Below are 12,849 nucleotides of genomic sequence, written 5' to 3'. Positions count from 1 at the left end.
CATTAATCTTCTTTTGAAGCTAATTCATCCGCTTCAATGACCGGATGTTCTCCTTCTTTGAGTTTGTTGACCGTCATATTGACCCCAAGAGCTCCTGCTAGCAATTGACGAATATCAAATCCAGCTCCTTGAGAGACTTGGTCGATACTTTGCATAATATCGCCCACCATCTTAGAAGCATTGCCTTCGCCATACATGGTGATTTTATCCACCTTGGTTAATGGTTCAGCGACAGCACGCGCAATTTCAGGCAACTTGTCAACGACCATTTCAGTAATGGCTGCTTCTTGCATTTTCTTCATTGCTTCGGCCTTTTGGTCCAAACCTTTCGCTTCAGCTTCTAGTTTCAAGCGAATGGCTTCAGCTTCTGCACGACCTTTGGCTTCGATAGCTTCAGCCTCTTGTAGTTGAGCAAATTTCTCAGCTTCGGCTTGGGCTTTCCGAGCTTCGGCTTCTTTTTGTGTTTCGAAGAGTTCTGCTTCTGCCTTGCGTTGGCGTTCGATCAATTCTGCTTCGGCTGCTTGTTGACGCGCATACTTTTCAGCTTCGGCTTGCTTACGGATGTTGGCATCCAATTCTTGCTCACGAACCTTAACTTCGCGTTCTTTGACTTCCGCTTCTTTTTCTTGTTTCATGATATTGGCTTCAGCTGCCACGCGCTCTTGTTCACGACGTTGCACTTCTGCCTCAATCCCTTTAGCGGCATCTGCTTTTGCTTGGGCAATATCTGCTTCTTGTTTGAGGGCTGCTTGTTTGAGTTTTAATTCGTTTTGTTTTTGCGCAATTTCAAGATCGGCTGCAACACGTTTGTCGTTGGCCAATTTATCTTGTTCTGCTTCGACTTCCTTGCGTTCGCGTTCTGCTTTGGCTTTGGCAATCAAGGCATCTTTCTTAATGGTTTCAACATTTTCAATCCCGAGGTTGTCGATGACTCCCCCTTCATCAGAGAAGGATTGAACCGTAAAGGCGATGACTTCAAGCCCCATTTTAGCCAAATCTGGCGCTACGTTGTCTTGCACCTTTGAAGCAAACTCTTGACGGTCGTTGACCATCTTACGGAGCTCCATCTGACCGATCACTTCCCGTAAATTCCCTTCCAAGACATCTTGGACAGAATTGGAAATATCCGTTGTATTCCAGTTCAAGAAGTTCTCTGCAGCCCGGGCAATCATCTCATCGGTTGTACCGATTTTTAACTTAACAGCTGCATCGGCACGGACGTTAATGAAGTCCAGTGTTGGGACTGCTTCAGATGTCCGAACATCTGTCGAGAATTGCTCAATATCAAGATAAGAGCGTTGTTCGACAAAGGGAATCATAAAACCAGCTTTCCCGCGTAAGTGGCGTTGCTTCCGAAGACCTGTAATAACCACGACTTCGTTGGGTTTAGCGTTGACATACCCTTTGACCAACAAGATCAATACAAGAATGGCTACGATTACAAAAGTAATCATCCAACCTGGAATAAATAAAGTATCCATACTTTTTCTCCTTTTTTAGAGGTCTCCCCTCTGTTGTTTATTAATCCTAGTATATCAAAAGAAGGCCTTTCCTCAAAGAAAAGACCTGTATTTATGTTGAGATTTTTAATATGTCATCCCTAGCCTATTCTTCCTCAAATAAACCTTGGAGACTAGCAAAGGGACTGTTTTCTTCTTTCTTAACCGCTTGAGCTTCTTGGTACTCTTCTTCTGTCATGATTTTCCAATCATTGCCCTTGATAAAGCCTTGCCCGGCCTCTTCTTCCGGAGTGAGAACCTTAAGAGGAATATTGAGCAGGATATTATCTGCCACGCTTTCACTCAGATCAATTTTGCCCCCTTCAATGGGAAGGATCAGATCTTCCTCAAGAGCTTCGATATCTGCCTCTGACTGTGCGTCCTCAGCGAACACCTCTGTCACAGGATAGCTCTCTTGAAGCTCAACGGGTTCCATGCTTCGGCTAGAGGCAAGGACGATGGTATAGGTCAATTGGTAATCCAAGACATAGAGACCTGTATCATAGGCTACTCGCCCTGTCGCTGTCACATCCTTTAAATCAAGAATTTCTGGATTGCGCTTTTGCAATTCCTTTAGCAAATCCAATTCTTGATCAAAAGCTAGTCCTTCAGGGTTTTTACGGATTTCTTGTGTGTATAAGTTCATTCTTTTATCCTCAAATCTTCTAGATACTACTAGTATATCATGAAGCCGCCCCTCAACCAAGAAGTCTCTTCAAAAATTTGTTATAATCATGAAAAAAGATACATAGTACTAGGTATTGTACACAAGGATCCCGCAATCTCTCGAAAAAAAAGAGGTTCACTTGCTAAGGCATTGGTCATTGTATAGATAGAGGAGAAGGCATGAAAGAAATCGGAGCAGTTTTTAGGCAAATACGGGAAAGTCGCCATATTTCATTAGAAGAAGCTACTGGTGGGGAATTTTCGCGCTCTATGCTATCTAGATTTGAAAGAGGAGAAAATGATCTAACGACCCAACGTTTTTTTCAAGCCCTTCAACAGATCAAAACGAGTCTCAGTGAGTTCTCTCATCTAGCAGAAATCGATCAGCACTCTTTTATCCCCAAATTGTTGAAAGAGCACTATGAAAACATGAGCTTGGAACATGATCAAGCCTTGTACCAACGCTACCAACTAGCCTATCAGAAAGATCACAAAAAAGAAGACTTCTTAGCCAGCATTATTCTCAAGGCCCAAATGCTTGGCAACTATCCTGAGGTAGAGTTAGCTGCTAGCCAAGAGGAACTAGATTTCCTCTATGACTACCTCTTCTCTGTCATGGTCTGGGGAAATTTTGAGTTAAGCCTATTTTCACTGACCTCTCCTCTTTTCTCTAGTCAGCTCTATCGACAATACACAGAGGAGTTGGTCCAAAGAGATGATTTCAAGCTTCTCCTAGACTCTTCTCGTCCTGCCCTCAATTCTATATTTCTCAATGGTTTCTTTCTGTCCATTAGTTCAAATGAATTTGAAGATGCATCTTATTTTGATCAGCTGATCAAGGACCACTTTTACTCTGAAAACGAAGCTTACCTTCGGACGGTTTATCTCTATGCCAAAGGGGAATTTCTTTATCGAAAGGGAGAAAAAGAAACTGGTCTTGAAAAGATGGAACAGGCCATTCAGGTCTTCTCTATTCTGGATTGTAAGGACAGTGCCAACTACTACAAACAGGGCCTGCAAGAACTGATTAAGGAAGCCTGAAAAACTCACAGAATAGATTTATGAGTTTCAGATTGAAGACGAAGTCATCTAAAAACCTTTCCTTAGGTGAGTACGGACGTCAGCGAACTTCGAAGAAGTTCCATGACTTAGTTTTGAACCTAAGGTTTCAAAACTCCCGAGTACTTGAAACAACATTGTTTAAAGTACTTTTTCTCACAGCGGAAAGTTTTGGTGGTTTCTTGATTCATTTTAAAAATTTGAACTGATTTTTATTTCTTTCCAAAATTGCTTTCCTTATTTTTTAACTAGTTTGTCTACATTATAAAACTCACAGATCTAGTCTGTGAGTTTTATGTTGAAAATATGCAACTTTTTGTTTTCCATATTTTTGAGGTCTACAATAGAATCATCAAGAAAAGAAAGAGGTCCCAGCATGATAAGCAGACTAAAGAATCGTCTCCTTCATTATTTCCTTAAACAGACTAGTTTTTATGTTAAAGAGGAAAAATTAGAACTGACGGAAGAAGAGAAACTGTCTCTTATCAAGCAGGCCTTGCAACATTTAAGAGAAGTTATTTTATCTGCTAAGCATAAGGAGGAAAGCTTATGAAACTCTTATTTCGCAATCATATCTTTGCCTTACTCAGTCTTTCACGTTTTTTGAATACCATTGGTGCTGCAATTTACAACCTTGTCTTTGTGGTCTTCGCGGCTAGCATGCCTCACCCTAGCCTGTCAGTTGGGATCGCTAATCTCATTGTTTTTATCCCAAGTCTTTTCACCATTTTCATTGGAATGAAGGCCGATCACACCGCTAAAAAAGCCGACTGGCTGATCCGAATGGGCTTTCTGCAAGCTATCCTTTTCGTCATCATTGCACTGATGACAAAGATTCCGGGTTACTTGGCCTTTTCAATCGTTTGCTTCCTGAATATTGTGTCAGATTGTTTAAGTGATTATCGCGGGGGATTGCAACTTCCCATTATGCAGAAGAACATTCCTAGCGAGGATCTGATGGAAGCCTATTCCTTCAATCAACTGCTTAGTATGGTTTGTTCAATTTCAGGTCAAGCACTGGGAGTCTGGCTTTTAGCTATCAGTCACCAAAACTTTGCACTTGTTGCTTCGATCAATGCCCTGACATTTCTCCTGTCTTCCACTTGTCTTTTCATCCGACGAAGTCAACTAACCCACGAACCGATTCAAGTGGATTCAAGTAAGAAAGTTTCTTTCCTTCAAGAATGTCGAGACATATATCGCAATGTCACCACTATCTTTGCAGATGAAGAAGTTCACAACTTTGGAAAACTTCTCCTATCCTTAATTTTCATCAATGCTTTGGGAGGATCCATCTCCGGCATCTATAATTTGCAACTGCTTCACTCCCCCTTCTTTCATTTGAGCTTTAGCCAATCGCTCTTGATCTTAGAAGCAGTAACTATTTTAAGCATGGTCTGGGCTAGCCTGACACCTCACGATTATTTTTCCAAACAAACCCTCCACCATACTCTACTGTGGATTGCAGGTGGTCTGACCATGCTTGGCCTCACAAATACTCTGGTCCACTGGGATATCCTTTCCCTTCTACTCATCACTTTTCTTGGTTATCTTGTTGCAAAAATCAACCCAAAAGTTTCTAGTCTTTTAATGAGCAAACTACCAGCTGAGAAATTAGCCTCTACCTCTAGCTTTTTGGGTCTGATGGTAAGCTTTGCCATGCCTCTTGGAACAGCCCTTTTTTCTGGCCTCGCTATTTGGAACCTCGCTCTAGCTTGGGGAATCTTTGCCATCCTTGGTTTCACTACCCTCCTCTTAACTACCAAATAAAAAATCCACCGTTTGGTGGATTGAGCTTAAAGACAAAGTTATCTTAAAAACTTTCCTTAGGTGAGGACGGACGTCAGCGAACTTCTTCGAAGTTCCATGACTTAGTTTTGGACCCAAGGTTCCAAAATTCCCGAGTGCTAGAAACACAATTGTTTCTAGCACTTTTCTCACAGCGGAAAGTTTCAATAGATGAGTTAATAATTATAAAGAATAAATTTCTTTTATTTGTATAGAATTTATTAGATTTATAAAGAAAAAACAGTTTTCCCACACTCTCAATCCTACTAATGGTGGATTTTTTACATTTTTCTTAGGCGAGCCACCCGCTCAGCAATGGGTGGGTGGGTATAAAAGAGTTTTTGAAAGCCGGATTCCTTTTTGGGATCGTTGATAAAGAGAGCACTACTTGCACTATCGACTTCTCGCTGCATGGGTGCACTATGATCCAGTTTCAAAAGAGCATTGATCATTCCTTGAGGATTCCGTGTCAATTCGACACTTGAAGCATCCGCCAGAAACTCCCGTTGGCGAGAAATAGCTAACTGTACCAAGGTCGCCGCTAACGGAGCTAATACGATGGCAATCAAGGAAAGGATCAGAATAATAATTTCTAAACCACTGCCTCCTTCTCGATCATCATCCCGTCTACGGCCACCGCCCCACCACATCATCCGGCCACCAATGCTTGATAGCATGGTGATGGCACTAGCAAGGGCAACTGCAATCGTAGAGATGCGGATATCGTAATTGCGAATATGGCTAACTTCGTGTCCAATGACTCCCTCCAATTCCTCACGATTCATCACAGCTAGAAGACCTGTCGTTGCTGCAACAGCCGCATTTTGAGGATTGGACCCTGTCGCAAATGCATTCATGGACGGATCGTCTACAATATAGACACGGGGCATAGGAATCTGAGCCACCATGGCCATGTCTTGGACAACATGGTAGAGTTGAGGAGCTTGATCTTCTGTCACCTCGCGTGCACCATTCATCCGCATCACAACTTCCGTTGATTGAAAAATCATGCTAAAGGCATAGATGCCACCAATAATCAAAGCTAGAATGACACCACCAAGAGAGGAGCCTAACCAGAGGTAGCCAACGGCTGCTCCGATGAGGGCCAAGAGTATGAAAAAAGCAATAAGGAGAATCCAAGTTCTCCTTTTATTGCTTGCAATTTGGTCAAACAGCATATTAGTCTCCTAATCCGCTAAAATCCACCTTTGGTACAGCTTTTTCTTCTTCAGGCACTTGAAGGAACTCAGCTTGTCTGAAGCCAAACATTCCAGCAATCACATTTGTTGGGAAAGTTTCCAATTTCACATTGTAGTTGCTTGTGACACTGTTATACAATTGACGAGCATAAGAAATTTTATTTTCTGTATTGGTCAATTCTTCTTGCAATTGCATGAAGTTGGTGTTAGCCTTCAAATCTGGGTAGTTTTCAGCAACCGCAAAGATGCCTGCAACTTGACGTGAAAGAGCATCACTGGCTGCCATTGCTTCTGCAGGTGAAGATGCTTGAGCTACTTGTTGGCGAAGTTGAGTGACCTTAGCAAGTGTATCTCCTTCGTACTTGGCATAGCCTTTAACCGTTTCGATCAAGTTTGGAATCAAGTCATTCCGACGTTTCAATTGTACATCGATTTGACTCCAAGCTTCGCGAGTTTGCATCCGACTTTTCACCAAACCGTTGTAAACTCCTACTACCATCAATACAAGGACCACAAGGATCCCAAGAATAATCCAAATCATTTTATTGAATTCCTTTCATTTCTTTCTACCAGTATATCAAATTTCTCTTATTTTGTGGTAAAATTATCTTATGAAACCAGAAGAATTTTATACCCGTTTAGCCGACCTCGGCTTCCCATTAACTGATCGACAAAAAGAACAATATGAACGCTATTTTGAGTTATTGGTTGAGTGGAATGAAAAGATCAACCTCACTGCTATCACCGAAAAAGACGAGGTCTATCTCAAGCATTTCTATGATTCAATCGCCCCCATCTTGCAGGGGTTGATCGAAAACAAACCCATCCGTCTTTTGGATATCGGAGCTGGTGCTGGCTTTCCAAGCCTTCCTATGAAGATCCTTTTCCCTGAGTTGGATGTGACCATCATTGATTCCCTCAATAAGCGGATCAACTTTCTCCACCTACTAGCTGAAGAGTTGGACTTGAGAGGGGTTCATTTCTACCATGGACGAGCTGAAGACTTTGCGCAAGATAAGGCCTTCCGTGCCCAATTTGACCTCGTAACTGCGCGCGCCGTTGCTCGGATGCAGGTCCTTTCTGAGCTGACCATTCCTTATTTGAAAGTAGGAGGGCGCCTCCTCGCACTTAAAGCTAGCAATGCTCCAGAAGAGTTGGAGGAAGCCAAAAACGCCCTGAATCTGCTATTTAGCAAGGTTGAAGACAATCTACAGTATGAATTGCCAAATGGGGATCCTCGCTACATTACTGTTGTGGAGAAGAAAAAAGAAACACCCAACAAATACCCAAGAAAAGCAGGCATGCCCAATAAGCGGCCTTTGTAATAAGATACAAAGGGCCAAGCGGATAAAGTCAAATAAGAGGCTGGGACAAAAGTCCTAGCCTCTCAATTATTTTTGGATTGTCAAGCAAGACGCAGTGGTTGAGTGGGCTCTACTACGCTGATTTCATCAGCTTTTACAGCCCTACTCAACTGTGCGGAGGTGGGACGACGAAATCGAATTCTAACGAATTACCGATTTCTGTCCCACTCTCTTTTTTATTTTTGTTTCAATTCTGTTCGCAGGGCTTCTTGCTGCTCTTTTGTCAGATGAACGCCCTTACTTGCAACAATCTGGCTAGAGACTTTGTTGGCAAAGCTTAAGGCTTGCGCGATGTCTAAGCCTTCTAGACGAGCGGATATAAAGGCTCCTACATGGCTATCTCCAGCGCCTACTGTATCGACGACTTCTGTTGGAAAACCGTCTGCCTCATACCAGTTGCCATCATAGGCAACCGCTCCGTTTTCACCCAAGGTGACAATGACTAATTGTCCCGTTCTCTGATACAAGTGTTCGATGGCTGGCTGGATCTCTCTACACCCTGAAAAAGCCAGTGCTTCAGCCTCATTAACATGGAGAATCGGATGCAGATCATAAATTGCTTCCAGTCGATCCTTTGGAATCAAGAGCCCGCGTGGCCCAGGTGCGAAAATCACCTGGCCTTCTAGTTGCGAAACAGACTGGACCAATGCAAGACCGGTTGGCTCCTCAACTTCAAGGCCACACAAGTAGATGTAATCAAACCGATCTGTCTCAATCTCTTTTAGCCACTCTGCTTGGAAGCTATACTCCACTCCGTGGTCCGATAAGAAGGTCCTCTCACCATCAAACTCTACAAAGCAGTAACAGCAACCATTGGCCCCTTCTAATGAGATGCTAGAGGAAATCCCTAATTGTTTTAGCTCTCTCCGAATAAAATCACCATACATCCCAGAACCGACTGGAGAGACAAACTGGTAGGGTTGCGACAAAAAATGAAGGATATTAACGACATTAAAGGCACAACCTCCCACTGACCATTGCTGGTGATCAATATGGGCATCTCCTTCACGACTCGGCAAACGATCCAAGTAAATCATCACATCACAAACTGTAGAACCAATAATTAACGCTGCTGTCATCTTCTTCTCCTTACTTTGCCTTCTATTATACCAGAGGAAAGATAAAAAACAACCAATCCCTTGTGGAGTGGTTGCTTCTCTTTTAATCACGATAAACAGGTTGAGGGCCAAAGGTTTGGGAAACCGGCATGATTTCAATCCGATTGACATTGACATGCTTGGGCTGTTGGATCAACCAAGCTACAGTGTTGGCAATGTCTTCAGGCTGAATGGCATGGGCATCTCGATAGAGGGCCTCTACCCGTTTTTCGTCTCCTTTAAACCGAACAGAAGAGAACTCTGTCCCTTCGCAAAGACCAGGTTCAATATTGCTGACACGAATCTTCTTGCCAGCTAGATCCGCCCGAAGATTGAGGGAGAATTGCTTGACAAAAGCCTTGGATGCCCCGTAAACATTGGCCCCTGGATAAGGCACAGTTCCTGCTGTAGAGCCCAAATTGATAATATAGCCATCATTTCGTTCCACCATCTGGGGCAAGATTTTCCTTGTCAGATAGGTCAAGCCGACAATATTAGTCTGAATCATGGTCAGCCAGTCTGCGACCTCTGCTTCATAAGCTGGGGCGAGGCCTAGGGCCAAGCCAGCATTATTAACCAAAACATCCACTTTCTCCCAATCTTTTGGCAAACTGGAAAGTGCATGATCTACCTGAGAAAGATCCGTCACATCCATTTGCAAGGGATAAAAAGCTTCTCCCAGTTTTTCTTGAAGAGCCTGTAATTTATCGATGCGTCTAGCTGACCCGATCACACGGTATCCATCTGCTACTAAGCGACGGCAAATCGCTTGACCAAAGCCAGCTGAAGCTCCTGTTACTAAAATCGTTTCTGACATGTCATTACCTCCATGGATTGTAAAAACGTCCCTGATTGACAAAGATCAGGACAATACTCAAGACCAGAACAGCTAAGGCTGATAGAATCATCCCATAATCTTTCATTTCCATGGCTTGATGAGAATACCAGGTCCGCTTTTTATTTTTACCAAAGCGACGTAATTCCATAGCTGTAGAAATGCTGTCAATCCGCTCAAGTGAGCTAAAGATTAAGGGAGAGATGATTTGCAAATTGCCTTTGATCCGCTTGATCAGCTTGGCCTTTTTGGACAACTCCACCCCTCTGGCTTCCTGAGACAATTTAATCGTTTGATATTCTTCTTGTACGTCAGGAATGTAACGCAGAGTCAAGCTAACAGAATAGGCAATCTTGTAGGATACGCCAATTTGGTTGAGGCTTGAAGCAAACTGACTAGGATGGGTCGTCATCAAAAAAATCAAGGCTAGAGGTATGGTACAGACATACTTAAGAGCTAGATTAAAAAGATAAAAGAGTTCCTGCAAGGTGATACTATAGGAGCCCCACCCCTTCATCAGTACTGTCTTTGCCCCGTAAATCTCTACACCATACTGGGGGGCAAAGAGATAGACCATGACAACATTTAACAGTGCAAAAACAAAAGCAAATGCAAGTACAAATGAAATATCTCGAAATCGAATACGAGCTGTAGAGAATAACAGCAAGGCGCCCACACCAATTCCTAGAAGGAGCCGGGTATCATAACTCAACATGGCCGCAAGAGATACAAAAAGAAGAAAGAGTAACTTACTCGCACCTGAAAGACGATGAAGAAAACTCGTCCCCTCATGGTAGCCGACTAATCGATGCTTCATGACCTGCTCCTTTCTGTTGCATATAAAACTGCGTTAGCGCCAAGGGATCCATTCCTAATCGATTGGCTAAGGCAAAAATCGAAGTCTCTTTTAGATTAGCCTCTTGTAAAATATCCGGATGAGTGAACAGCTCTGCAGGTGAGAGATCTGCTAGAATTTGCCCATCTGATACTACAAGTGCACGATCAGAATAATCCAACATCAGTTGCATATCATGGGTAATCATGACAATGGTATGACCTTTTTCTTGCAAGCTATCTAGAAATTCCATGATTTCAGTGTAATTGCGCTGGTCCTGACCTGCTGTCGGCTCGTCCAAGACCAAAATTTCTGGTCCTAAAACTAGTATAGAGGCGATGGTCACCCGTTTCTTTTGCCCATATGAGAGAGCAGAAATCGGCCATTTACGAAACTCATAGAGACCACAAGTTTTCAGCACTTGATAGACACGCTCTTTGATATCTTCTTCCGATACCCCCCGCAAGCGCAAACCTAGAGCGACTTCGTCAAAAATCATATTGGTCGAAATCATTTGATTGGGGTTTTGCAGGACATAGCCGACTCGCTCAGCCCGTTCCTTGACACTCTCCTGCTTGATATCTTCGCCTCTAGAGGTGTATTGCCCTTCTGTGGTAATGAAGCCACAGATGGCTTTCGCAAGAGTTGATTTCCCTGCCCCATTCTTCCCGACAATCGCTAAGCGCTGCCCTTTCGGAATCGTGAGGGATATATCTTTTAAGATCGGATGATCCTTTTGATAAGCAAAGGAAATCTGCTCCAACTTCAATAGTTCTTCTGCTTCACCCGTTTTAGTAAAGGTCGCTTCTGGAATGGAACGATTCACACCAGTAAGCTCGATATCTTCTAGACGATCTAGATGCTCCAATTGATCGATATCCTGCCCTAGCTGGCGAAGAGTTGTTAAATACAGAGGTTCTCGAATCCCATTTTCAGCCAGCAGTGTCGTTCTCAACAACTCATCGGGTCGACCATTAAAGAGAACTTGTCCTTGATTGATCAAGATAACCCGATCGACAGGACGGTAGAGTACATCCTCTAAACGGTGTTCGATAATAATAGTGGTCGTCCCCTGTTCTTCATGAATCTGATCAATCAGATCAATAATATCCTGACCCGACTTGGGATCTAGATTAGCCAGTGGCTCATCGAAGAGCAGGATCGGACTTTCGTCAATCAGAACACCTGCTAAGCTCACTCGCTGTTTTTGCCCACCGGACAAATCTTGTGGCCGATGATCCAAGAGCTTCATCAAATCCAAGCGTTCTGCCCAACTCCGCACACGCTCTTTCATCGTTCCCAGATCCACCATGTCATTTTCAAGAGCAAAAGCCAAGTCTTCTGCAACACTCAAACCGATAAACTGGCCATCTGTATCTTGCAAAACCGTACTGACCAAGTGAGATTTCTCATAAATACTGAGATCAAAGGCTTCTTTCCCCTGAATGAGGAATTGCCCACTACTGGTTCCCTTATAGATATTGGGGATAATCCCATTTAGACACTGGCCAATCGTTGATTTTCCAGAACCAGATGGCCCAACAATCAGAACCTTTTCCCCCTTATAAATGGTTAAGTTGAGATTTTTCAAGGTTGGTTCAGACTGTGCCTTGTATTGGAAGGAAAAATCCTTCAGTTCAATCATTGCTTCTTTCATTTAGTTTGCCTTTTCCCAAAAGAGCGCAAATTGGATGGCTAACTCCGCGATTCGATCCTTGCTATCTAAATCCTCATGACTAGATAAGTTTCGGATATCCCATTTTTCTTCCGAGAGGTGGTCTGCTGCGTAGAAGAAATGGCAGAGCTCAAAGCCCCTATAAGCTGCTAAGGCTGCCACTGCCGAACATTCCATATCCACACAGATGGCTCCTGCTTCCTTTCGTCGCTTCATCTTGTCGATGGTTTCCCTGTACGGTGCATCTGTCGTCCACACTTTTCCTGACTGATAGGAAACCTTGTGGCTGTCCAGAAAGGCTTGGAAGAGAGGAAGGGTTTTCTTGTTTACTTCCACTTCATCACTAGCCGGAAGATAGTGGTAACTAGTCCCCTCGTCGCGAAGAGCAGCTGTTGGAATGATGATGGAGGTTGCTTCGATATCACGGTCTAAAACCCCACAGGTCCCAAAGAGCACCAGTTTTTCCATCCCAAATTGAATCAGGTCCTCTATAATCCCCACACAGGAAGCAGCCCCAACTGGTGCATTAAAGGCACCAATCTGTTGGTCTCCAATAGTGATCCCATAGACCACGACTTCAAAATTAGCCATAGAGGTTCTTGCAATGACCTCATGGTCATAATTCTCAAGGAGGCGCGCAAAAGTTACTCTTGAAAAGCAAGAGATGACTACTTTGGGAAATCCTTCAATTGGTTGGTGTAAGTCTTGTGGATTGATAATCGCCTGTCGATTGGCATCAAATTCTTCTAACAGCATTTCGTGCACCTCTTTCATTCTACTTCTAGGCCCCTATTATACCACAATTAGCCTAGTCATTGGTTTTTGATCAAAG

13 protein-coding genes are annotated in these 12,849 nt (G+C 43.3%); 4 read left to right on the top strand and 9 right to left on the bottom strand.

Annotated elements, in window-relative coordinates:
- Positions 1-2: 2 nt before the first annotated feature.
- Both AC6IZR_RS02865 and AC6IZR_RS02860 read right to left on the bottom strand, forming a co-directional pair.
- Positions 3-1,481: an SPFH domain-containing protein gene (locus tag AC6IZR_RS02865; RefSeq protein ID WP_371585219.1), complete on the bottom strand. Its 1,479-nt coding sequence runs from the start codon at positions 1,479-1,481 to the stop codon at positions 3-5.
- 124 nt (positions 1,482-1,605) lie between these two features.
- On the bottom strand, positions 1,606-2,145 hold the full coding sequence (locus AC6IZR_RS02860) for a YceD family protein (protein WP_371585220.1): 540 nt from the start codon (positions 2,143-2,145) through the stop codon (positions 1,606-1,608).
- A gap of 200 nt (positions 2,146-2,345) precedes the next feature.
- Between AC6IZR_RS02860 and AC6IZR_RS02855 the strand changes: the two genes are divergently transcribed.
- The 3 genes from AC6IZR_RS02855 (at position 2,346) to AC6IZR_RS02845 (ending at position 4,994) form a co-directional block, all read left to right on the top strand.
- Positions 2,346-3,206: a helix-turn-helix domain-containing protein gene (locus AC6IZR_RS02855; RefSeq protein ID WP_485767579.1), complete on the top strand. Its 861-nt coding sequence runs from the start codon at positions 2,346-2,348 to the stop codon at positions 3,204-3,206.
- A 394-nt stretch (positions 3,207-3,600) separates the two neighbouring features.
- On the top strand, positions 3,601-3,777 hold the full coding sequence (locus AC6IZR_RS02850) for a hypothetical protein (protein ID WP_497848757.1): 177 nt from the start codon (positions 3,601-3,603) through the stop codon (positions 3,775-3,777).
- Positions 3,774-4,994, top strand: coding sequence for an MFS transporter (locus AC6IZR_RS02845; protein WP_497848756.1), 1,221 nt, complete (start codon positions 3,774-3,776; stop codon positions 4,992-4,994). Before AC6IZR_RS02850 ends, AC6IZR_RS02845 begins: the two co-directional genes overlap by 4 nt.
- A gap of 299 nt (positions 4,995-5,293) precedes the next feature.
- On the opposite strand, the gene htpX is transcribed toward AC6IZR_RS02845, so the two are convergent.
- Both htpX and AC6IZR_RS02835 read right to left on the bottom strand, forming a co-directional pair.
- Positions 5,294-6,190, bottom strand: a complete 897-nt coding sequence (gene htpX / locus AC6IZR_RS02840) for a zinc metalloprotease HtpX (RefSeq protein ID WP_195424034.1) — start codon at positions 6,188-6,190, stop codon at positions 5,294-5,296.
- Position 6,191: 1 nt separating this feature from the next.
- A complete protein-coding gene (locus AC6IZR_RS02835) occupies positions 6,192-6,752 on the bottom strand; it encodes a LemA family protein (RefSeq protein ID WP_070466430.1) in 561 nt (186 codons plus the stop codon).
- 70 nt (positions 6,753-6,822) lie between these two features.
- On the opposite strand from AC6IZR_RS02835, the gene rsmG reads away from it, so the two are divergent.
- Positions 6,823-7,536, top strand: a complete 714-nt coding sequence (rsmG, locus tag AC6IZR_RS02830) for a 16S rRNA (guanine(527)-N(7))-methyltransferase RsmG (RefSeq protein WP_497848755.1) — start codon at positions 6,823-6,825, stop codon at positions 7,534-7,536.
- Positions 7,537-7,751: 215 nt separating this feature from the next.
- Here the strand turns inward: rsmG and AC6IZR_RS02825 are convergent, their stop codons facing one another.
- The 5 genes from AC6IZR_RS02825 to AC6IZR_RS02805 all read right to left on the bottom strand — a co-directional run bounded on the left by AC6IZR_RS02825 (position 7,752) and on the right by AC6IZR_RS02805 (position 12,773).
- A complete protein-coding gene (locus AC6IZR_RS02825; protein WP_497848754.1) occupies positions 7,752-8,654 on the bottom strand; it encodes a carbohydrate kinase family protein in 903 nt (300 codons plus the stop codon).
- 82 nt (positions 8,655-8,736) lie between these two features.
- Positions 8,737-9,489 carry an SDR family oxidoreductase gene (locus AC6IZR_RS02820; RefSeq protein ID WP_497848753.1) on the bottom strand — a complete coding sequence of 251 codons (753 nt, stop codon included), beginning with the start codon at positions 9,487-9,489 and terminating at the stop codon, positions 8,737-8,739.
- Positions 9,490-9,493: 4 nt separating this feature from the next.
- Positions 9,494-10,324: an energy-coupling factor transporter transmembrane component T family protein gene (locus tag AC6IZR_RS02815; RefSeq protein ID WP_070586981.1), complete on the bottom strand. Its 831-nt coding sequence runs from the start codon at positions 10,322-10,324 to the stop codon at positions 9,494-9,496.
- Positions 10,296-11,999 (bottom strand): ABC transporter ATP-binding protein, encoded by a 1,704-nt coding sequence (locus AC6IZR_RS02810; RefSeq protein ID WP_070586979.1) that lies wholly within the window; start codon positions 11,997-11,999, stop codon positions 10,296-10,298. The genes AC6IZR_RS02815 and AC6IZR_RS02810 overlap by 29 nt, the downstream gene beginning before the upstream one ends.
- Positions 12,000-12,773: a nucleoside phosphorylase gene (locus AC6IZR_RS02805; protein ID WP_497848752.1), complete on the bottom strand. Its 774-nt coding sequence runs from the start codon at positions 12,771-12,773 to the stop codon at positions 12,000-12,002.
- Positions 12,774-12,849: the final 76 nt, after the last annotated feature.

This window comes from Streptococcus mobilis, assembly GCF_059727625.1.
Note: the sequence above shows the minus strand (reverse complement) of the source record. Positions and strands in the feature narration are given on the sequence as shown.